Genomic DNA, 21,286 nt, shown 5'->3' with positions numbered 1-21,286 from the left:
TAATTGATTAGTTCGCTCTAGATCGAAAACAGTTGACAAAAATCGCAGCAATGTCTCTCTCTATAAGGGTTTCATCCCTTATAACCCTTGTCCATTGCATAACACAAACCGAAGAACCATTTGAATTTCGTTCTTTCCTCAGTGTAACAAGCAAAAGATAAAAAAACAAATTTCTAGATTTTTTTGTCTTATTGTTTTTTACCGGGGGGAATAAAACGGATTTCAATTCTGCGTCTGCTTGCATCTGCGTCACGATTAACCGCAGCTAATTTACCCGATGGGAGGTATAACTGTCCTGCGGAAAAAGCTCGAAATTTGACGTTTTTTAGTTTACCAGTGTTTTCGATTTCTTGCACTACTGCTAAAGCGCGCATTAATCCTAAATCAGTGTTAGAACCGGGTACTAGCATTTTAACAGATTGTTTTCTGCTGGCAACCGATTCGATATTTTTATCGAGATTACTTGTCTGTTGTATTCCTTGTCCGTCGGTGTGTCCAATTACTTGAATAAAGTCGATTTCTCTGTCTTTGGTAATGGTTTCGATAGCGGGAATAATGCGCTGACGAATATAGGTTTTTAAAGCAGGGTTTAATTCCGCACTTCCCGACTGAAATTTAAATTTTCCTGATTTTTCATCGATAACTATGGGGGTTGCTGTTTGCAGTTTTCGGTTAGCTTCCTCCAGTTTGCTGATGAGATTATAAGACTGAAAAAGTGCCAAGAGGAGAAATAAACTCAGAATCATGAAAGCATTGGACATTAAATCGGTGAATGCGGGATAAACATCCACCGATTTATCTTCATCTCGGTAGTAGGTGCGTCTAGACATAATTGCTTATATGTTGGTGAAGTTATCAAATATGGTGTTAATGTCATCCTTAATATCTTTTTGAGTAAGATTAGGGATTGTCTCACAAAGTTTTTATATCTTATCATTTAAGTCAGAAAAGTCAGAACGCATATCGTTAATAATTTTCTCCAGTTGTGCTAAACATTTTTGAATTTCTCCATAGATGTGTTCAATCATTTTCTGATTCGATTTATTTTCCTTGGCGATAACTTTCTCTAACTTATCTAGCAAAGAGTCTAAGTTAGCAGTTAATTTACTGGTGCTGGTGTTCACTGCGTTAATTAGTTGAGAAAAATCTGATTTAAGGCTGCCAAATTGATTGGCTGTTTTCTCAATAGATTGGGAAACTGCTTTTAATTGTTCTGAGTTCTTAGTTAATTTATCATCCACTACTGTCGCTAAGTTATTGCTTAAAAGTTTTAACTCAGACTGTAAGCTTTCCTTGACTTGAGTAACTTGCTCTGTCACTGTATCAATTAACTGAGACAAGTTAGCATTAGTCACATCGAGATTATTACTAGAGCGCTCAATCCCATGAGAAGCAGTGAGGATTTTATCGGAGGTTTGGGAGAGTCTTTCATCGAGACTATTGATAAGCTGGTTTTCTAATTGTTTCGACTCGGAGTTAAAACTGTCTTGATAAGTTTTCACGGTTTCGATTAATTTTACTAATTCTCCCTGAATGTTAGATAACTTTTCTTGTTCGGTGACTGAGCGTTGCTGATTTTGCTCTAGGATTGTCTCAGATTTTTGATTCAAGTCAGTAATTTTTATTCCCAACTCAACCATAGTTGTCATTGAACGGTGGAAGTCTTGAGTTAAAGAAGCTAGAGATTGAGTTGATTGGTTTAAATCTGTAGTAGAATTAGCGAACTGTTGATGAGCAGTCATTAAATCTGCGGTTGCTTGCACTAACTTATCAGCAAATTGACTACTTTCGATTTTTTCGGAAGCTTCCAGAAAACCTAGCGCACTATCCTGTAATTTTTGAGAAGATTCTTGGATATTTAAATACACTTGTTCTGCTAAATCGTTAGCTCTTTTATTACTGCTGATAATCTCCCCGATATTCTGCTCTAGTAGTGCAGTGGATTGAGAAAATCTCGCTTGAGTTTCTGCTAAACTAGCGGTAAACCTTTCGATATTACCAGAGAAGTTACTTTTTTCAATTAACTCTGATGCTTGTTTAAAAAGCAGCACACTATTTTTTAGTTCCTGAGAGGATTGTGTAAACTCTCGGTTTGCTTGCGTGATAATTGGTACTTGCTCGTTAAGTTCAAAAGCTGAACGCTGAAAAGTCGATGCACCGGTAGATAAAGTTCCTGCGGTTTCAGTTAATCTTTCACAAACCTGGGTGACTAATTTAGCAGTTTCCTGATTACGTTCAGCAATTTCTTTAGCAACTTCTCTTAAAGAAGATTCTAATACTCTCGTCACCTCATTATGAAAGTTAGTCAGAAATGCTTGCTGTTTCTCCACCATGCTATCAACCGCTTTATTCAAGCGACTATTCCCTTCTACAGTCGGCTGCAAGATGTTATCTAAATAGTCTTCTAGGGAACTAATTAGATTTACTTTAGCAAGGTTGGTATTAAAGATTAAGTTAATCACAGTCAGTAAAGAACTACAAGCTAAACCAATTAAGCTAGTGATAAAAGCAATCCCCATACTTTCTAGGGGAGTTTTGAGCTTTTCTCCCAAACCTTGCACATCGACATTATTGATATCGATAAGTGTGCTGATTCCCGTCAGATTGAGAGTAATTCCGAGGAAAGTTCCCAACAAACCAAAAGCGAGGAGGAGATTGGGTAACACTCTCACAAAATAATCCCATTTCTCGCAGCTGAGAGATTTAGACATGAAAGTAAATTTTTCTTCATGGTATAAACCATCTACCAAGGCTGCGGTATTAACATCATCTAGTTGACTACTGGCTATCTTAAATCTATTCTCTAGATTAGAAATAATTTTAGGTTGAACTCCGCGACTTTCTCCCCGAATTAAGCGCTTGACTTTTGCGGTTGAATCTTGGAGATGTTTATAGAGAGCAATCCGGATTCCCAGAGTTAAGACGGTGGGAAAAATAACCAAGACTAGAGTTAAAACAATCAGATAGGGAGGAAAAAGGTTAAGTAATGCCATGATAGTTATTGGATACCTCGAATTGTGGTTGATAGAGAGAGTTGGGGGTTAATGTTTCCTCAGATAGCTGGGGAAACATTATTAAGATTGATAAATTTTATCATTCATCAGCAGTGCTAACTTCTGCGGGTAAACTGGGTTGACTACTGTTATTGTTTGTTCCCAATAAAGTTTGTTGCTTTTGCTGTTGTTTTTCTAGTTTTTTCTGTTCAGCAGCACGTTTTTCTAGTTCCATTTTTAGTTGATTAACAAAACGGGTGATAATTCCTTCTTTTGCCTCCTGTTGAGCATTTCCATCTTGTCCAGCTACCTTATCTTTGTAGCGATAATTGGGGTGATAGGAGGGTAAATTTTTGACACTGTTGAGAAAATAGCTGACGTTCTGGAAATAATCACCCTCGTTAGTAAATAATCGAGTAGGATTAGCTAAAATCTCATTTTTTGCCTGATTAAGCAGTATCTGTAAAGCAGTTTCCATGTCTTTACGAGAAGCAAATTGTTCTAAAGCAAGTCGCCAATTCCCACTAATGTCAATGATGGACTTATTGTTAAATAAATCGCCTTCGATGACTAATTGATAAGTATCATCTTCCTGATAATATTCTAGTAAACCTAGAGCAATTGCGGGATAGAAAATAAACTCTAATTCCTCAATTAATTTGGCAGGTGGTGGGATAATATCAGCAAAATCTATCCTGTAATCATTGTGTAAAATGCTGATTCTCTTTTGGTCTTGATAAATTTTTTGCAACCCAGATAAATCAGTAATGATTCTTAGGGGAAACCCACCAAATTCGTAGGTAGTTAGGATTTCTTCGTCCGTTTGAATTGATTCAAAAGAAGTCCCCAGATTAATATTTAAATCAGATTCGAGAATCTTCTTGAATCTTTGCATGGTGGGTGAATTATCCTCATTAGTCCCAATTAGCAATGCTTTATCTTTATGCAAGCGATAGTAAGCATCATTAACATTTATCGGTAACATTAAATCAGCTTCCCGCAGAATTTGCCCCAAGCGTTCAGGAAAATCATGGGGTTTATATTGACCCATAAATCGCTTAATTACTGCATCAATTTTATTAGTGCTTACTGATTGAAACTGTTTCTCGATTGTTGCTGTTAGGGTCTCTTTGAGAGTTTCATTATCAATAACAAAAGATTGGCTAAATAAACTGAATAGGGAAGCATTATAGCCTAAATTATTGGTGACTTTTTGGCTAATGGAAATGTATTGAGTTCGGGAGTTACTGTCAGGGATACAGTTATCAATATTCTCTTCTGGGAAAATACCTTCACCGGTCATCTCATCGAGATTTAACTGCATTAACTCCTGTTCGTATTTATCATATTCTGCGATTAGCTGATATAGCGATTCTTTCAGTTGTTGTATCTGCATCATTCGACTAGAAATATGCTTGAGAATCGCTTCGACAATCTTTCTGGATTCGCGATTAATGCTGAAATTAAAGTTCTGCTGAATTAATTTTTGTCCGCTTTGAACGTAGTCTCTTAACGCAGCTTTAATTTTCTCGCTATTGGCATTTTTATTAAACATCTTGAATACAGATTTTTTCCCGTTTATATCTTCAAGAGTTTGTTTGACATTTCGCCAAATGTTATCAGTTTTTTCTGAGGAATGAAACCCTTTATTATCTTGAGATAATTCCTCTAGATTTCCCTTGTAGGTATTAATCTGCACTTGTAAAGCGACCAAAAAAGATAGGCTATTTTCCAAAGAAAATTCTAAGCTATCAGGATTAAGAAGAATCTCCAAAAATTGGTCAATATCTGACTTAAATTTTTCGATTAACTTGGGTTGAGTCTGTTGGGTCAAAGTTAACCAGATTCCGCGACTGCTATCTGTTTCTCCCCCTTGTACTTTGCGAAACTCTTTTTCTAGGGATTGCTTGACGGTTTGGGGTAAATTCTCCAAATCTTGACTATTAGATATTTCTTCCTCTAGGGAATTTTTCCAAGAGGTTAAAGTCTTAGAAAAAGTTTTATTATTCTCTAGGGTTGCTTCTTCCAATCTGGCAGTAAAATAATCCTTATTACCTTGGGTACTCCAATTAGCTAGAAACTTACTTAATAACTCTTGTCCACTGGGACTTTGACCATATCCCTCTAACCAAAAATTAATTAATTTGAGAGTAAAACGATTGAGACCAATCTGCACAATTCGGTCGCGAGTAAAATAAATCCTCGCTAGTCCAAAGGACATATAACCTTGACACATATTAAAAGGATGATTATCTTTTTGAATCATCGGGTCTTTATAATTATCCCGATTGCTTTTGATGCGAGGAGATAACTCATCGGCAAAATCCAAGAAAATCTTGTAAGCAATGACGTTACATAATTTACCTTTGTTATCAATCCGGTAATCTCCCGCAGTGCGATTAGAAACTAAGTAGGCAAAATCAAAAGGAGAACGTTTTTCATTAATGTTGACGAAATTTTGTTTATCATAACAGGCTTGAAAGGAATTACTTTCATTGGTATAATGGTCTAACTCTTTCAAAGCTGCATAGGTATTAGCTCTCATAATTGCCCCATCACCATAAAGTTTAGGACTAACTACCAAATAACCAAAGGATGTGTATTCGGTGGTTTGTTGTAAAATATGACGCAAAGTGTAGGCCACATCGAGGAAAATGCCGCTACCAGTTCCCCCACACAAAGAACCGACAATAAAGACATTTAAACCCTCTTGGACATTAAAGCTTTGACCGTTAACTTTACCGCTAAACATAAAGGATTCATGACCAGAAGTTCGTCTTTCCGCTGCTTCAATTGCCTCCTGAATTTTTTGATAGTTATGGAAGAAAGCTAAACGACCGACGGGACGAATACCTCCCGCACCATTTTCAATGGCAGTTATTTGTTTTTTTAGTCTTGGGTCTAACCAGCTTTCAATATGGGAAAAGGGACTTTCACAAAGGGTTTTGTGTTCAAGTTCATAGGTGAGATTGTTAACATCCTGAGCATTCATATTAATAAATACTCTTTCAGCAGCTGATAAAAGAATTTCTTCTCCGTGATAGCTATTTCCTGTGGGTAGGCCAGAACCATTAAAAGCGTTTTTGTCTGTGTCAATATGAACAAAACTGACAACGGGTAGGTTAGATAACTTCCCGTATTTATCAATAATAAAGCGACGAATTCTCATCAACACATCTCGACCAGTACCACCTAATCCGATGATAATTGTCCGTTTGATAGCGCGGGTTTGACTGTTGTTAGCCATAGTTTAAATCTCCTGAGTTATTTTTTGCTAATCTGAATTTCTAGGTCGATATCTTGATTGTTATGCTGATAAGTTAAGGTCAAGTAATTTTTATCTATTTTCACCTCCTGAGTTAATTCATTACCTCGATAAAAAATATCTGCTTGTTTGGTAGGTTTCAGATATAAATGATTGCCGCGTCTTTCTAAATAGCAGCGAATTTCTTCCCCAGGACAAGGAATGGTATTCTTATGATATTCATCACCACCGATGTTAATTCTTTCGGATGTTTTTAAAATATATTTTTGGGTCTCATTGTCATCATCATTAGATGGGACTTTAATAGTCCAAGCAGTATGTAACCGCAACCAATGACGAATCCCCAAAATACTCGCTACTATTCCCCCAATTCCCATTAATATAATTGCCAATGCTGGCAACCATAACTGACTCAAGAGATAAGGATTAATCAAACAGGTTTCTTGTCCTCCCGGTGCGGGAGTACAAAACTCTTGTGCTGTGGGAGCAATATCGACAACTGATAGTTTATATTTATTGCCGTTAGTGGCAGTAATTTCTTGGGTTCTTAGATTAATTGGTAGGGAATTAAGCCAGTTTTGTCTTTGCAAACTTTCGGGAGAATTAGCAAGACGAAAAGGGCTATTTTTGGGGGTTTCTATCCACTGTTGTGAAGTAATCCCCGCAGCAGTAGAAAGGGGTGCATCGGTAATCCAAACTACCGACTGGGGTTTGATAGCTTGATTGGCAGTTAAACGACACTGATTTAAGCGTGCCAGTCGGGTATAAACGTGCCATTCTGCGCGTTGAATATCGGTATTTTTAGCACTTTGGCTAGATTGCCAAGGAATCGCTTTTAAAACCGCATCTATATCTTCCTTTCCGCGAATTAAAATCGGTTCTGCAATCGGTTGGACATTATCAGCAAAAGGAACTAAATAAACCGAATCGTTATTTTTTAAACTATCGCGAATAATTTGACCGAGGCGCGTGCGTCCTTCATCATTAAAGTTAACACTACCAGTAAGATCGATCGCTAGGATAACATCTCGTCCTTGCCAACGAGCCACCAAATCTAATCCCAGTTTTTGCCAATCGGTAAGCGATTCTCCGGGGGATACCGTTAAACAGTCAGCACTTTTCATCTAGCCTTGTCCAAGAGTGAAAAATTGAGCTTGTCCCTATTCTTCCGCCATTGTACTAAAAAAATAATACTTCTTAAAAGTTTTTTTCGCTTTTATTCTCGACTTGCCCTAGGTTATTGTCAATAGTAACCATAGACTAAAATAAATTTTAAAGTTAAGCTGCCCGCGCATTTAAATTGCTTGTTGAGATAAGGCTCTCGTGCAAGAGGCAACAGTAAAGGGATTGGGGGAGATTTAGCGATTAAAATGTGTCCTAGCTTATCAACTAACCACCTAATCCTAATTCTCGTCTTAGCAATTGAATTGATTTATCCCCAATATAATTATCACTACAGATAATTTCTGGCAGACGAATTAAATCCGATCGCACTTCATTAATCAGATTTTTAATTAAAGTATAACTCGCTTGATCACTGATAATTGTCTGGGAAGTTCGAGCTAAAACTTTTAACTTATCCGTTTCATGAATTTGGGCAGACATAACTAATAAATCATCGCCCCGTAAACTATGAATTAAAATTTCGGCCACCTTAATAATACCGGTGCTAATGCTGACAATCCCCAAACGGCTATCGGTGGGTAATTTTTTGATTAATGCCAATTCCTTGCTGTAATCGTAGATATCGATGGGAATGACTCGTAGGTGAAAAGGAGCGGCAATTTCCTCCGCTACACTGATAAAATAGCGACTGGTAACAACAGTGGCAGATTTAGTATTGGCTAAAACTTGGGCTAAATCCTCCATTGCCACTAATTGGACGGGAATTTTGAGGGATTGCTCTAATTCTCTCAACATTAGTTTTCCTGCACCCAAATCGTGACGGGGAATGGTGACAAGAACTTGAGAACTACACTGCGATCGCCAATCGATTTCCGCCAGTAATAACTCGCGAATTTGCTCTAAAGTTAAACCTTGAGCGAGAAAACCAGCCAAACTCTGGCGAATTAGTCGGCCTATTTCTGGATTTTGTTCCAATAGGGGCGAACCCAATAAATTATCGTTTTCATGCCCGCGAGCCTTGACATAAATCCCCGAACCTGCTATGGATTCTACTAACCCATCATCTTCCAGTTGTTGATAAATTTTACTTATCGTATTACGGTGTAATCCCGTGATCATAGCTAGTTGACGGGTGCTAGGTAAACGATGGCCCGGTGGATACTGACGAGAGGCGATAGCGAAGCGAATTTGGTCAAATAATTGCTTAGAGGCGGGAATTTCACTGTCTGGCTGGATTTGGAACTGCATCGGATCACTTCGCTCACAAACTACTTTCGCTGATGCCCATTCTATCATTAGACCCCCTGCAACAATCGGACATCTTCACCGATCTGATGGGTTTCCGAGGCAGTATTCAGGAGCTAAAAGTAGAAAAAACCAAGATGTTATACTAAATCCGTTGAGTAACGCACAGAAAACGGGTTTCTCGGAGAAACCCGTTTTCTACTCATGCACTAATAACCAGATTTAGTATGATTTATTTAAACCAGAAAAGCCACTTTTTTGCTGAAAAATAGTTAAAACAATAATTTTAATCCGTCCCCGAAATCCCACTTGTGCGGTAGATAGTCAACAGCTGATTAAGGTGATTGATCCTCGTGGAGAAGTTTTAAGCGATCGCTCAAGGTTTTGGTTAAGCGGACAGTTTCCCGTTTTAGCGAATTTTGTTGATAATCAAGCACATTAATCCCTTGACCGATGTTTACAGTCGCTTCGCTTCCCCATCCGGGGTAAGGCTGATTATAACTAATGCTTACTGGTAAAATCTTTATATCTGCATCGGATTTCATCGTCTTAACTTCCAACGCGATCCGCGCTACCCCCGGTTTAAGAGGATGAACCACTCGATCGCGACAGATACCCCCTTCCGGAAAAATCGCCACCATTTCCCCCGCAGCCAACAGTTCGACGCTATGGACCAGACTACCCATACCGGGGTGATCGGTATTGACAGGAAAACCCCCCAAACGTCGGATAAACCAACCTTGTACCCCTTTCATCTCGTTAGCGGAAACCATAAAGCGCAAATCGCGTCTACTAACTAAGCGTCCCACCGCGTAGGGTAAAATCAGCGCATCCCAACGGGAACGATGGGTAGGTGCAAGGATGACACCCCCCGTTAGGGGAATATTTTCCTGTCCTGTGACGGTTATTTTGCTGAAAAAAGCTGGTAAAACTAGATAATTTCCCAGAAAATAACAAAAGCGAATTAAACAGGGATTAATTCGGGAATTGACAGCAGGACTTTTTCTAATGGTGAGGGACTCGTCAACGATAGTGCTTTGAGACATCCGAAGTGTTAGGAAAGATCGAGACTTTCTTGCCACTTCTACTTTAGTCTAGTTGTCTGGGGGGTCGCCATCTTGTCCTGACCAGTTCGGCAATTGTCTTGGAGGATTAATGGTTAGGATTGCGGTTCTACTCCCGATCCTACCGGTGCGATCGAGTTTAATTGCAAAGAGGGATGATCTTCTTTCACTTGCTGTAAATTCCACTCATTTTTGAATAATAAGACGGGACGACCCCAGTAATCTTTGACAGTTAGAGTATTAAAGAGTTTACCGGCTTTTTCTAAAGCGGCCCAACCCCCGGCTACCCAACGGGCTAAACTATAGGCTAGGGGTTCGAGGGTAGTTTCGGCTCCGTACTCGCTTAAAAGACGGAATTGCACCACTTCAAACTGTAATTGACCGACAGCGGCTAAAATCGGGTCGCGTTTAAATTCATCGATCGAGGATAATATCTGTACGGCCCCTTCTTCCTGTAATTCCGAGACTCCTTTTTGAAACTGTTTGAACTTGGAAGGGTTAGGATTTCTGAGATAGGCGAATAATTCCGGAGAAAAACAGGGAATCCCTTCGTATTCGAGCTTTTTACCCATATAAATCGTATCACCGATCGCAAAGACTCCGGGGTTATTCAATCCGATCACATCTCCGGGATAAGCTTCTTCTATAACTGCCCGATCTTGGGCAAAAAGTTTCTGAGGACGGGATAAACGGATAGTTTTACCAGTTCTAGCGTGGTTTACTACCATATCCTTCTCGAATTTCCCCGTACATACCCGCACAAAGGCCACCCGGTCGCGATGTTTGGGATCCATGTTTGCTTGCAGTTTGAAGACAAAACCGGTGAAATCGGGATAGGTGGGATCAAGGACACCGAGGGAGGAATTGCGTCCTCTGGGGGGTAATCCATAGTCGAGGAAGGATTCTAGGAATAATTTCACCCCAAAATTGGTCATGGCGCTACCAAAAAAGATCGGGGTCATTTCTCCTGCGTGGACTGCTGGCAAATCCAATTGGGCCCCCAATTCCGAGAGCAGTTCTATATCCTCTTTTAACTGGTAATACAGGTCTTTTTCGAGATAATCCTCAATTTTGGGGTCGCCAAGCTCGATCACGGTTTCCTGCGCCTCCTGAGAGCCGTGGGAGCGACGTTCAAACAGGTGTATGGTCTGGGTAGCCCGATCGAAGACTCCCCGAAAGCGATCGCCAATTCCGATCGGCCAATTGACGGGATAGGTCTGTAATCCTAATTCTCGCTCGATTTCGTCCAATAAATCCAGAGGTTCGCGGCCGGGGCGGTCCATTTTGTTAACAAAGGTAAAGATGGGTAACTGCCGCAGTTTGCACACTTCAAAGAGTTTTCTGGTTTGGGGTTCCAAACCTTTGGCCGCGTCGATTAACATCACCGCATTATCGGCAGCGGCTAGGGTACGATAGGTATCTTCGCTAAAATCTTGGTGGCCGGGAGTATCGAGGAGATTAATCTGAAAATCACGATAATCGAACTGTAAAACCGTGGAAGTAATCGAAATTCCCCGTTGTTTTTCCATTTCCATCCAGTCGGAGGTGGCTTTGCGTTGGTCGCGTCTTGCTTTGACTGCACCCGCTTGATGGATTGCACCCCCGTATAGTAACAGTTTTTCGGTCAGGGTGGTCTTTCCCGCGTCAGGGTGGGAGATAATGGCAAAATTTCGCCGTTTTTCCAAGACAGCTTCGCTGGTTTCTAGTTCTTTTTCAATTTCGGTCGTCATTCTAATTTCGATCGCTTTCCTATCTTTCTATTCTAGTTTAACTGGGGAGTTAGATATCTTTATGGCTCTGATTCTAGGTTAAACTCAATACGGCTCTGTAAAACCATTTCTGTAATTACCGCTCCTCCTTTACCTTGAGCTAAAACCCGATCAAAACGGTTGATTAGTTCTGGAATATTGATCACTTCCTCTACCGATTCTAGATATCTTTCGACGATTGCCCTGATCTTGTATCTTATCTTAGCTTGCTCCGCAACTTTTCCTAAAATTTCCTCGCAAGTCTGCTCGGTTTTAACCACAAAAGTAATGGGATATTTTTGGACTTTATCAATATCTAAGAAATATTTATCAGCATCGATTGTTTCCGTCACTTGAAAAAATCGTCCTAGGGGTTTCATGACAAAATCTATCCCCCCATCATTGGCATTTGTTCGACCAGTTTTATATAAAAGTAAGTATTCAGAGTTTAACCGATCGGGCGACCATCCCCAATATATTTTCTGTTCCCCATAATACTCTTTAAGAATTGCATAACTGACAATCTCAAAAACTCTAGCATCAATGTTGGGTCTCAGTAAACTCCGAATAAATTCAATGGCTCTCTGGGGGTCTTGCTGTTGAATATCAATCATCTGTTGACAATAGCTGATAAATTGATTAAATGCTTTTTGTCTTGTTTGCACATAGGCATCAATTATATCTATAATAATCGGCGCAATATTAACTTGATTACCCTCTAGAGAAACCTTAATTAGATTCTCATTAATCCAGTATCTATTGGTTTTAATATCTCTAATTATCGGTAGATAAGATAAAGTGGGAAAATATTTTTTAAATTCCTCATTTAATCGATGATTGAGGGCATGATTTTGTAATTTATTGCCAAAAGGAAGCTGCCTTTGTCTCCGAAAAAGTGTGATATACTGAGCGCCTTGATACTCGTCGTATCCATCCTTAAGATGAAACTCATTATTAATATAGTCTTCCACTAAAACATAAATAGCATAATGATTAGCCAATCCTGCTCGGGATTTAGAACCTCGATTAGCGGCTCTAGTTTTAATGTTCAAACATTGCAATAATTCCCTAGAGTTTAAAATGCTATTTCCCTGATTGGGAAAGTAATTATCGATAATTTTAATAATTATCTTTGTAAATTCATGCTTGACTATCGACATCGAAAATACTCTCCTGTACAAAATTATGTTCCCGTTCGTTTTTGCTTTTCTTCCTATAGCTTTTTTGAGGAGGTAGTAACTTTTCTTCCCTGTATTCTTGCAATCCGAGAACCCGTCGAAGACCAATTTTAAGATATTCTTCTTGCGATTCAATACTAATAGAAATTCTTCCTAAGCGTTTAGCTACAGCTGCAGCTGTAAAAGTTCCTGCAAATGGATCAAGCACAATTCCACTCTTGTCAGTGCTGGCCAGAATAATTCTTTCTAGCAATGATTCAGGTTTTTGTGAGGGATGATTTTCGTATTCATCCATGCGATATCTTACCCTAGGGAAATACCAGACATTGCCCGGTACTTTCTCTGTATTGTATTGACTGGGAATCGCTTTTCTATAATCAATTAGTTTTCGTTTTGCTCCAGTTTTTGCTTCTATCTTAATATCCTTTGAATTAAAAGTGTAATTATTTTTATCTTTGACACAATGCAGTATTGGTTCATACATAGAACCAAAGTATTTTGTTGCTTGTACTCCTGAACTATCATAATGCCAGATAATGCGACTAAGAATCGTCATTTTTTGTCTTAAGTAAAGATCAAAGTAAGGCATTGCTTGAGTGCTGGCCATAACATATAATGTTCCCTGGGGTTTCAAGATGCGAAGACAATGATCAAGAATTTGGTTTGCCCAATTTATATAATCATTTTCCGATTCCCATTTGTCGTAAAAATCAGCAAAATGCTTACCTATATTATAGGGAGGATCGAGAAAAATCAGATCTACAGAATTAGAGGCAATCTCACTGGATAAAATCGGCAAAGAATCACCATGAAATATAACTTGCTCATCAGCTTCGTATCGTTTAAACATGATCATTTTTTCAATTTAAAGTAGTTAGATTTTTACTAGGAAATGTCTCAATTTTTAACCTCCTTAGCAATTAGGATAATTTACAGACTTTCTCATAAAGATGAAGTATAAACTAATTTGGTATTGATGACCGACTTCTGACAACGGACTCCCCACAACGAAAACTTGGATTTTTAAGCCTTTAAATATTTTAATATGAGTCAGTATCCCGCGGTCTAATAATCGGGACGAATTATTTCTAGTAAATTTCTTGCTACTGCTTCCACTACAGTTATAGGAACAGCGTTTCCGAATTGTTTTTTAGCGATAGCTGACTGTTGATGATAGATAAAATTATCTGGGAATCCTTGTAATTTACGCGCATCTTGGGGAGTAATTTCTCGAAACTTTTTGGGTTTATAGATTTTCTTTAAAAACAATTGTTTGTATTCTTGGGGATGAGTAGCGGTAATTGAAATAGTAGCAATATAATCTTTAGCACCCGTAGCGGTTAGGGTAGGAATAATATCGGCCGTCGGTAAAATAATCCGATAAATGCCGTTAATTCCTGTCATATTTTTCGAGTTAATAAATTCATACTTACCCTCCTGCGTTTGCCAACAAATCCCCAGAGAAACTAACTGATTTAGTTCCTCGATTTTTAGATCGGGTATAATTTTCAAAAAAGTAGAAAAAGCCACGGGATGACCATCTTTTTCGCCATACTTTTTACTGCGTCTTAATTTCAGCAAAGCTAAACAGATACTTTTTTGTCGTTCCGTAGTTTTGATAATATCCCAAGAATGAATAGTTGTGTGGCCATTTCTTAAATCAGAAAAAATAAAAAAGTCATTTAATTCATCTTCTTTTTGAAAACGAGTTCTCGATGGAGGAACAAAACCATTAAATAAAGTATCCGCAGATAACTTGAATTTCTTAACCGGTTGAATATTCTTGATGTCTTCTAAAATATCCAAAACCTTCGGATGGATACCCAAAGGTAAAGGAAATTTAAACCGATCATAGTTGTCTATATCTTTTCTAATTCCTACGATAAAAACTCTCTCGCGATTCTGGGGTAACCCAAAATCGTAGGCATTTAATAACTGCCAGTAAACTTGATAACCACCGCTGGTTAATTCATCGATAATTAATTCTAAATTCTCCTGATTGCGAGGACTAGCTAACCCACTGACATTCTCGAAAATAAAGCTTTTCGGTTGACTTTTCTGGACTAATTTAATCACATCAAACCAGAGTTTTCCCCGGGGGTCATCAAATCCTCGTAAACATCCCGCCACCGACCAAGGTTGACAGGGAACACCGCCAACAATAAGATCAAGATTATCGGGTAAATTGCTAATTTTACTCACATCTCCGAAAGCAATTTCATCGCTGTTGAGATAGCTAATAAAATTTTGTTGATAAACTTGGATTGCCTGTTGATCAATTTCTGAATAGCCTAAACAACGTCCTCCCAATTTCTCCAAAGCGATTCTAAACCCACCGATTCCAGCGAATAAATCGACAAAACGATACTGGGGATGGGTGATAACTAGATGTAGGGGTAATTGGGTTTGTGTGCTGACTTTAACTGTGGTTTTCAAGGGTAAATAATTCCTTTTCACCGTCTGGGAAGATGTGTGTCTGTATTAATTATTTTAGTATAACTTAAGAGTTTTTTTCTGGGTATTTTCAGCCGATAGAGGCACGACAATAATAGACCTCTTGTAACCCACATTCCGCACTTCAAATTGTAGTAAGCTGTACTGAATTTAAACTGCGTATTCAAAATTTTAGTACAAATGCTCAAACTTCCTCTCCCTGCTCCTTCTCCCTTGCAGTCTTAACGAGCAATTTAGATAGTCAACAGCTTATGGCTGGTAGCATATAAAATGAAAATAACTTAAGTATTTATACTTATGTTCTTGGGGCAGAAAAAGTGAGAAACTAAAAAAGTTCTCAAAAAATATTCAAGTCAAGAAAAATGTCAAAGATAGAAGTAAAAAATCTAGACCACTTTCGTTCTAGATCGAAAACAATTGACAAAAATCGCCGAATGTCTTTCTCTATAAGGGTTTCATCCCTCGAACCAGTTTTTGCTTCAAAGCCAGCTGAACAAGATTTCTTTGACCGAATTTGGTTCTCTCGCATCCGTGTCTTAACCTGTCGGTGATTCACCAAGATGTGTCAGGCAGTCAGATAAAAAAGTTGTTTCTGGGCGGGGAATCCCTACAATAGGAAACAGGAAAATTAGTAGTAGATGAAAACCGATGGGGCAGTTTTTTAAACAAACTTTCGCTAGTTGCTTGGGAACTTTATTGGGATTATTGGTATTTTCGTCCCTAGGTGTGGGGGGATTAGCATTTTTACTGCTTTCTTTCCTTAATTCTAGCGATAGCTCCTCAGTTAAGGAAAAATCGGTCTTAGTTTTTAACTTAGCCACCAATATCAGCGATGCTCCCCCTAGTTCTAGTTTAGCCGATAGTTTGACCAGTGAGAGTCGGACCACTTTAAATTTGCGACAGGTGATAGCGGCGATCGAAAAGGCCGCCCTTGATGATAATATTGTCGGTCTGTTACTCTACGGTCGCGGCACTGTCGGTGAATATGGCTATGCTACCCTGACGGAAGTGCGGCAAGCTTTGGCAAAATTTCGCCAATCGGGTAAAAAAATTATCGCCTACGATATGGAATGGACGGAAAAGGAATATTATCTCGCTTCCGTTGCTGAAAAGGTGATTATTAATCCCGTGGGGAGAATGGAAATTAATGGTTTAAGTAGTCAACAAACCTTTTTTGCCGATGCACTAGAAAAATATGGTGTCGGGGTGCAAGTGGTAAAAGTGGGTTCTTTTAAAGGTGCGGTGGAACCCTATACGCGTCAGAATTTAAGTGTCCAGAATCGTCAGCAGCTGCAAACCCTACTCGATACAATTTGGTCTAATTATAGTGCCACAGTGGCCAAAAGTCGCAATTTAACCCCCCAACAAGTGCAAACTATTTCTGATACTCAAGGTATTCTGGAAGCAACCACAGCGAAAAAGGCGGGTTTTGTTGATGAAGTGGCCCATTTAGATCGAGTAATTGTTTTAGCAAAGGAGTTGACAGGAGAAGCAAAAAATAAAACTAATGAGGAGGAAAACTCTGGCTCTTTTTCGCAAATTTCTTTAGCTAATTATGCTAGTTCTCTCGATGATGAGGGGGGAGATAGTAGCGATCAAATAGCGATAGTTTATGCAGAAGGGACAATTGTGGATGGTCAGGGAGATAGAGGCGAAATCGGTGGGGATAAATTGGCGAAGGAACTGCGAAAATTACAAGGGAAGGAGGAGGTGAAAGCGGTAGTTTTAAGGATTAATAGTCCGGGGGGAAGTGCCACCGCTTCTGAGGTGATTCTGCGAGAAATTAAGCGTTTAGATGCGAAAAAACCAGTAATTATTTCTATGGGTGATGTGGCTGCTTCTGGGGGTTATTGGATCGCCATGGGGGGTCAAAGAATTTTTGCCGATAATGATACGATTACTGGTTCGATCGGTGTGTTTGGATTATTGTTAAATATCCAGAAAATTGCTAATAATAATGGCATCGATTGGGATACGGTGAAAACTGGACAATTAGCTGATATATCTACTATTACCAGACCGAAAAATCCCCAAGAATTAGAAATTTATCAAGCGGCAGTTAATCGGTTCTATGATTTATTTATCGAGACGGTAGCCAAGGGGCGAAAATTATCCCCAGATAAGGTAAGAAGTGTGGCCCAAGGTCGCGTCTGGACGGGAAAAGATGCGGTTAAAATTGGTTTAGTTGATCAAATCGGTGGACTAGAAGCGGCAGTACAATACGCAGCCAAAACAGCTAAATTAGGAGATGATTGGAGTCTTAAAGAATATCCTCGATCGCAAAGTTGGCAAGAAGAACTTCTCTCTAATTTATGGCAAACCTATCTTCCTCCTCTAACTAAAAATAATCACCCTTTGACGCAGGAATGGCAAAATTTTCAGCAGGAATTATTGAAGTTACCTACATTTAATGATCCCCATAGTGTTTATGCTAAGTTACTTTTTAATCTCGATTTTCGCTGATATTAGGTAAAAATAATGCTCGCTAATTCTGAAATTGTTTGACAAAAATTTCTATGAATCGCCCTAATAGCGTTATTCTCGGTTTAGCCTATATTTTGGGATTGTTATCTACAGGTCTGGTAGATTTTAGTCCGCAGTTAAACCGATGGCAAGAAGTGGTAATTAGAATTGTTATTCTTAGTCTAATTACCCTATTAACCACGATTTTTATCCGTCGTTTTTGGTGGCAAAGTCCCCCTAGAAAAATTTGGCTGATGGGGGGATTAATAGCTATATTTGCGGTTGTTTATCTAGAAATTCGTACTCCTTACCCCAGCGCAAACGATATCAGTCATCTTTTAAAAAATAATGTGGTTAACTCTATTAAAATCACGGGCAGTATTATATCAGAAATTCGTCTCAATCGCCGAGAAAATTTACAATTTTGGTTAGAAGTAAAAGAATTTACCCTCAAGAATTTACCGACAGAAAAATCCGCGGGTAAACTCTACGTTACTCTACCAAATCTAGCAGAAAATCAGGTTTACCCCGGACAAAAAATAACAGTTAAAGGATTACTTTATCGTCCCCGTCGTGCCAATAATCCCAATGCTTTTGACTTTGCTAATTATCTAGCGCGTCAGGGTGCTTTTGCTGGTTTAAAAGGGGAAATAATTATCGATAAAAAATCACCTACTTGGGGAGTTTGGCAGATTCGTCAGCGCATTGTTGAGGCACAAATTCAGGGAATAGGCCAGGAAAAAGGGACTTTATTAAGTTCGATTACCCTCGGACGACAAGCGGTTAATTTGCCAGCAAAAATCACTGATTTATTTATTAAAACTGGATTAGCTCACATTTTAGCAGCTTCTGGCTTTCATGTGGCTATTTTGTTGGGGTTTGTTTTAACTATTACTCGCAATTTATCCCCCAAACAACAGTTTATTATTGCCATTACTATCTTAATAATTTACGGCACTTTAACCGGGTTACAACCTTCAGTCCTGAGGGCGATTTTGATGGGAATTGGGGCATTAATCGGTCTGCTTTATAATCGACAAGTTAATAGTTTAGGTTCCCTGTTACTAGCGGCTACAATTCTATTATTATGGCAACCTCTCTGGATTTGGGATTTAGGATTTCAGTTAAGTTTTTTAGCGACTTTGGGATTAATTATTACCGTTCCTTTACTGAAAAATAAAATTGACTATTTCCCTAATTTAATCGCTGAACCTATAGCTATTAGTCTAGCTGCTACTCTCTGGACTATGCCTTTATTAATGTTTACGTTTAACTCGATCGCTCTTTATAGTATCCCCATTAATATTATCACAACTCCTCTAGTTACCCTGATTAGTTTAGGAGGAGTTTTTACTGCCTTTTTAGGCTTAATTTATCCCCCTTTGGGCAGTATCAGCGCTAGTATTCTCTATTACCCTCTAGAGTTATTACTGCAAATTACCACCTTTTTTAGTCTGCTTCCTTTTAGTACCTACTCCACAGGTAAATTATCTTTAGGAGTGATGTTAATTATTTATATTTGCCTTACCTTAATCTGCTTTAATATCTGGTTTCGTCAACGGTGGCATTTAATCGGTTTATTTATCCTCACTTTAATTTTAATACCGATTATTTATCAGCATTTAACTTTAACTCAGGTGACAGTTTTAGCCACCAAATCGCAACCGGTAATAATTATTCAAAATCGAGGAAATACTCTCTTAATTAATGGGGAGGAACCCGCAACAGCACGTTATACAGTTTTGCCCTTTTTGCGACAGGAGGGAATTAATCAAATACAAGGAGCAATAACCGTCAATAATTCGGCGCAATTCTCAACTATCAGTGAGAGCATACCGATCAAAAAAACTCTTAATTTATCCCAGTCAGAAAAATTTAATCTTGGCGAAATTACTGGACAATTGATCGAGAAAAATTTATTTAAATTTCAGGTAAAAAATCAATCTTGGCTATGGATTGTCAACCCGAAAATTCCCGTTAATTTATCCCAAGAATTTAGCCCCCTAGTGTTATTATGGCAGGGAAGCAATCTAGACAAACAATGGTTAGAATCAATTCGACCCCAAACAGCGATCGCTGTCACCACCAATCTCTCCCGCAATGTCAGAAATCAACTGAGAAAGGCCCGGATTAAGACTTATTGGACTGGGAGAGATGGAGCGATTCAATGGACAGCCAAAAATGGATTTCAACCCTTTCTAATTAATGAGTGATGTGTACTACCAAAACTGAACAGGGAGCATGATGCACCACATAATTACTGACACTACCTAAGATTAACTCAGATAAACCCGATCGACCGTGACGACCAACAATAATTAAATCTATCCCCTCTTGCTGGGCAACTTGACAAATTTTCTGTCCCGGATCACCAATATAATAATCAGCCCGGACTGTGATATTATCTTCCTTAGCTCGATCGACTAAACCGTTTAACCAAGCTTGTAATTCCGCCTGCATTTCTTCGGTAATTTGTTGTTCTAAGGCGATCATATCGGGGGGATAACCGCCACCATAACCGATCAGATTACCATAAATAAAAGTTTCCGTGTAGGGAGTCAAAGGTTTAGATAGACTATAGACAATCCGCAACTCACTAGCGTAGGTTTTCGCTAAGAGGATAGCCGTATTCAATACCTCTGGAGTAACATCTTGATAATCCACAGCCACGAGAATTTTATTATAGAGTTTGTTGGTATCCCGATCGACTGAGATTGTTTCCGTATTATTCATAGAATTGCCTCCTCGATAGCAGATAAGCTCAGGGATAAAAACCATTGCCAGCAATACACCCGGGAAATAGCAGAAAATTGCTGAAAGCTGATGACTGATAGTTGACGCTCCCCTACCTCTAGTGTGACATTTTTCGGATGATGTAGCTAAATCCCCAAAAAAATTAACAATTTACCCCACTGTCACCCCTGTCCTAACTTATAGCAGTTATCTTAATGGTGAGGTATGAGGTTTTCGTTTTGGGGAGACTCCGAGACGATACCCTATAGGGTTATACTTCATCTTTATGAGAAACGCCGTATTTATAGTTTTAACCGATAAATTGCTTGATCGGTGTTGATACGCTAGATTTTTTAGAAAAGTATTGATCTTGAGATACAATATGATTGAGATTTTTTGCGGCAGCGGAGCTAATCAAATGAATGAAGATAGCAAAAATTATGAGATGCAAATTCTGGCAATGATGATCAATCAGTATTTAGATGCTATGGTATCTCTGAGTGAAGAAAAATTAAATCAGCTAGAAGCAAATTGCGATCAGATTGTTTGGGACTTAGCCACAAGAATTTACAAGGAAAGTGGTCATAAAGTAGAATTTCATATAATACGAAACTTAATTAATTCTAGAATTGAAGTTATGAGGTATCAGTTATTTTTCAGTAAATCCAGTCTATTAGAATCAAAGAGAATCGATGAAGAGAAAGCTATGAAAATAGCAGAAGAAAAAGCTAATGCTATTATTAATGATAAAAAAATTGATGATACCGAGAAAATAACGATATTACAAGAATTGGCTGGAGATGAACGAAAACTGGCAATTTTTATCAAAGTTCAATAGATAATTAGTTATCAATTAGAGGTGGAAAAGTCTGAGATACATATTGATGATGAACTATTTTATGGCTCTTCGTTACCCTTTATGCTAAATCAACAGACAAGATGCCAAGACAACATACTTCTAACCCAAAAATTCCGAAAGTTTCTAAAGCCATAGGCTCTCCGTTTTATTAGTTTAAGT

General features: G+C 38.6%; 13 protein-coding genes and 1 pseudogene. 3 read left to right on the top strand and 11 right to left on the bottom strand.

Features of this window, described 5'->3' with window-relative positions:
- Nucleotides 1–188 precede the first annotated feature (188 nt).
- From EWV84_RS10925 to EWV84_RS10880, 10 genes and pseudogenes are all read right to left on the bottom strand, one after another.
- Nucleotides 189–830: an OmpA family protein gene (locus EWV84_RS10925; RefSeq protein ID WP_002764884.1), complete on the bottom strand. Its 642-nt coding sequence runs from the start codon at nt 828–830 to the stop codon at nt 189–191.
- Between the two features lie 6 nt (nt 831–836).
- Nucleotides 837–2,993 (bottom strand): annotated as a pseudogene (locus tag EWV84_RS10920) (methyl-accepting chemotaxis protein).
- Between the two features lie 100 nt (nt 2,994–3,093).
- On the bottom strand, nt 3,094–6,240 hold the full coding sequence (locus tag EWV84_RS10915; protein ID WP_287078026.1) for a tubulin-like doman-containing protein: 3,147 nt from the start codon (nt 6,238–6,240) through the stop codon (nt 3,094–3,096).
- 17 nt (nt 6,241–6,257) lie between these two features.
- Nucleotides 6,258–7,382: a vWA domain-containing protein gene (locus EWV84_RS10910; protein WP_287078025.1), complete on the bottom strand. Its 1,125-nt coding sequence runs from the start codon at nt 7,380–7,382 to the stop codon at nt 6,258–6,260.
- A 265-nt stretch (nt 7,383–7,647) separates the two neighbouring features.
- Nucleotides 7,648–8,679 (bottom strand): GntR family transcriptional regulator, encoded by a 1,032-nt coding sequence (locus EWV84_RS10905; RefSeq protein ID WP_287078024.1) that lies wholly within the window; start codon nt 8,677–8,679, stop codon nt 7,648–7,650.
- Between the two features lie 284 nt (nt 8,680–8,963).
- The gene (locus tag EWV84_RS10900; protein WP_287078023.1) at nt 8,964–9,674 is read right to left on the bottom strand and encodes a lysophospholipid acyltransferase family protein; all 711 of its coding nucleotides are present in this window, start codon (nt 9,672–9,674) and stop codon (nt 8,964–8,966) included.
- A 113-nt stretch (nt 9,675–9,787) separates the two neighbouring features.
- Complete coding sequence (gene prfC, locus EWV84_RS10895) at nt 9,788–11,422, bottom strand: peptide chain release factor 3 (RefSeq protein ID WP_286827132.1); 1,635 nt, start codon at nt 11,420–11,422, stop codon at nt 9,788–9,790.
- A 59-nt stretch (nt 11,423–11,481) separates the two neighbouring features.
- On the bottom strand, nt 11,482–12,600 hold the full coding sequence (locus EWV84_RS10890; RefSeq protein WP_287078022.1) for a restriction endonuclease: 1,119 nt from the start codon (nt 12,598–12,600) through the stop codon (nt 11,482–11,484).
- The gene (gene yhdJ, locus EWV84_RS10885) at nt 12,581–13,468 is read right to left on the bottom strand and encodes an adenine-specific DNA-methyltransferase (protein ID WP_287078021.1); all 888 of its coding nucleotides are present in this window, start codon (nt 13,466–13,468) and stop codon (nt 12,581–12,583) included. Before yhdJ ends, EWV84_RS10890 begins: the two co-directional genes overlap by 20 nt.
- Nucleotides 13,469–13,683: 215 nt before the next feature.
- Entirely contained in the window at nt 13,684–15,054 is a 1,371-nt protein-coding gene (locus tag EWV84_RS10880) for a DNA cytosine methyltransferase (RefSeq protein ID WP_287078020.1), read from the bottom strand.
- Between the two features lie 666 nt (nt 15,055–15,720).
- Between EWV84_RS10880 and sppA the strand changes: the two genes are divergently transcribed.
- Together sppA and EWV84_RS10870 are read left to right on the top strand one after the other, a co-directional pair.
- On the top strand, nt 15,721–17,535 hold the full coding sequence (gene sppA / locus EWV84_RS10875; RefSeq protein WP_287078019.1) for a signal peptide peptidase SppA: 1,815 nt from the start codon (nt 15,721–15,723) through the stop codon (nt 17,533–17,535).
- A gap of 53 nt (nt 17,536–17,588) precedes the next feature.
- Complete coding sequence (locus tag EWV84_RS10870) at nt 17,589–19,748, top strand: ComEC/Rec2 family competence protein (protein WP_287078018.1); 2,160 nt, start codon at nt 17,589–17,591, stop codon at nt 19,746–19,748.
- Here EWV84_RS10870 and EWV84_RS10865 read toward each other — a convergent pair.
- Nucleotides 19,738–20,268 (bottom strand): universal stress protein, encoded by a 531-nt coding sequence (locus EWV84_RS10865; RefSeq protein WP_287078017.1) that lies wholly within the window; start codon nt 20,266–20,268, stop codon nt 19,738–19,740. The genes EWV84_RS10870 and EWV84_RS10865 overlap by 11 nt on opposite strands.
- A gap of 382 nt (nt 20,269–20,650) precedes the next feature.
- On the opposite strand from EWV84_RS10865, the gene EWV84_RS10860 reads away from it, so the two are divergent.
- The gene (locus EWV84_RS10860; RefSeq protein WP_287078016.1) at nt 20,651–21,106 is read left to right on the top strand and encodes a hypothetical protein; all 456 of its coding nucleotides are present in this window, start codon (nt 20,651–20,653) and stop codon (nt 21,104–21,106) included.
- Nucleotides 21,107–21,286 lie beyond the last annotated feature (180 nt).

It is taken from the genome of Microcystis sp. M_QC_C_20170808_M3Col (genome assembly GCF_007095505.1).
GTDB lineage: Bacteria > Cyanobacteriota > Cyanobacteriia > Cyanobacteriales > Microcystaceae > Microcystis.
The sequence above is the reverse complement of the archived record's forward strand: the minus strand, read 5'-3'. Positions and strand labels throughout refer to the sequence as shown.

What these genes read in the sequence shown, in the direction of transcription:
- sppA (WP_287078019.1), top strand. Translation starts at nt 15,721, where the DNA reads ATGGGGCAGTTTTTTAAACAAACTTTCGCTAGTTGCTTGGGAACTTTA.
- EWV84_RS10905 (WP_287078024.1), bottom strand. Translation starts at nt 8,679, where the DNA reads ATGATAGAATGGGCATCAGCGAAAGTAGTTTGTGAGCGAAGTGATCCG.
- EWV84_RS10900 (WP_287078023.1), bottom strand. Translation starts at nt 9,674, where the DNA reads ATGTCTCAAAGCACTATCGTTGACGAGTCCCTCACCATTAGAAAAAGT.
- EWV84_RS10865 (WP_287078017.1), bottom strand. Translation starts at nt 20,268, where the DNA reads ATGAATAATACGGAAACAATCTCAGTCGATCGGGATACCAACAAACTC.
- yhdJ (WP_287078021.1), bottom strand. Translation starts at nt 13,468, where the DNA reads ATGTTTAAACGATACGAAGCTGATGAGCAAGTTATATTTCATGGTGAT.
- EWV84_RS10890 (WP_287078022.1), bottom strand. Translation starts at nt 12,600, where the DNA reads ATGTCGATAGTCAAGCATGAATTTACAAAGATAATTATTAAAATTATC.
- EWV84_RS10860 (WP_287078016.1), top strand. Translation starts at nt 20,651, where the DNA reads ATGATTGAGATTTTTTGCGGCAGCGGAGCTAATCAAATGAATGAAGAT.
- prfC (WP_286827132.1), bottom strand. Translation starts at nt 11,422, where the DNA reads ATGACGACCGAAATTGAAAAAGAACTAGAAACCAGCGAAGCTGTCTTG.
- EWV84_RS10915 (WP_287078026.1), bottom strand. Translation starts at nt 6,240, where the DNA reads ATGGCTAACAACAGTCAAACCCGCGCTATCAAACGGACAATTATCATC.
- EWV84_RS10925 (WP_002764884.1), bottom strand. Translation starts at nt 830, where the DNA reads ATGTCTAGACGCACCTACTACCGAGATGAAGATAAATCGGTGGATGTT.
- EWV84_RS10910 (WP_287078025.1), bottom strand. Translation starts at nt 7,382, where the DNA reads ATGAAAAGTGCTGACTGTTTAACGGTATCCCCCGGAGAATCGCTTACC.
- EWV84_RS10870 (WP_287078018.1), top strand. Translation starts at nt 17,589, where the DNA reads ATGAATCGCCCTAATAGCGTTATTCTCGGTTTAGCCTATATTTTGGGA.